Annotated in this window: 1 protein-coding gene; it reads right to left on the bottom strand. The window is 61.2% G+C overall.

The window, feature by feature from the left end; genetic code table 11:
• Window positions 1–29: 29 nt before the first annotated feature.
• A partial coding sequence (locus EN935_RS37575; protein ID WP_164771778.1) for an ABC transporter permease occupies window positions 30–1,011 on the bottom strand: 982 nt, incomplete at its 5' end.

The raw sequence follows: 1,011 nt of genomic DNA, 5'->3' as shown, positions 1-1,011 counted from the left end.
AGCGGTGAGAATGGGTTCCTGGGTCATGGTCATGCCGAAACCTTTCTGATCCATTGGTCGACTGCCACGGCGCCGATGATCAGCACACCGGTGAGCAGCACTTTCCATTGCGGATCGGCGCCCAGCATGTTGAGGCCCATGGAGACGACGCCGACGATCATTGCGCCGAACAGCGTGCCCAGGATCGAGCCGCGTCCGCCAAACAGAGAAATACCACCGATCACCGTCGCGGTGATCGCTTGCAGATTGTAGTCGGTGACGGCGGCTGACGGCGAGATCGAACCATTGCGGCCGATGGAGACCCAGGCCGCGAAAGCGGCGATCAGCCCGGCAAGGGTGTAGACCGTCATCAGCACCTTCTTGGTCTGGATGCCCGACAGCTTCGCCGCCTCCTGGTCATCACCAACGGCGTAGACATGGCGGCCCCATGCCGTGTGATTGAGCACGTACCACAGGATCAGAACGAGCACGACCGTGGCAATGACGCCGAGCGTCAGCACCGCCGTGCCGACCTTGAAGCTCAATGCAAACAGATGCAGCAGCGGCGCCTGGGTGTCGACGTCGGTGTCGCGGATCGTCTCATTGGCCGAATAGATGAAGTTCGTGGCCATGACGATGTTCCAGGTGCCAAGCGTCACGATGAAGGGCGGCAGCTTCATGTAGGCGACCAGCACCCCGTTGAGCAGCCCGCAGGCCGCGCCAGCGGCAAGTCCGATCGCCACGGCGAGCACGCTGGGCATGCCGTAGCTGACCGCGCAATTGCCCATGATCACCGCTGAAATCACCATGATCACGCCGATCGACAGATCGATGCCGGCGGTCAGGATGACCAATGTCTGCGCAGCACCCAGAATGCCGATGATGGCGATCTGCTGCAGGATCAACGTCAGCGTGTAGGACGAAAAGAAACGCCCTCCGATGGTGATGCCGAAGACGATGATCGCCAGAACCAGCACGATCAGCGGCACCGCTGCCGGCGTTGAATGCAGGAAATGCTGGATGCGCTTGACG

Origin of the sequence: Mesorhizobium sp. M7D.F.Ca.US.004.03.1.1 (assembly GCF_003998635.1) — a bacterium.
GTDB lineage: Bacteria > Pseudomonadota > Alphaproteobacteria > Rhizobiales > Rhizobiaceae > Mesorhizobium > Mesorhizobium loti.
This window is presented reverse-complemented; position numbering and strand designations above follow the sequence as displayed.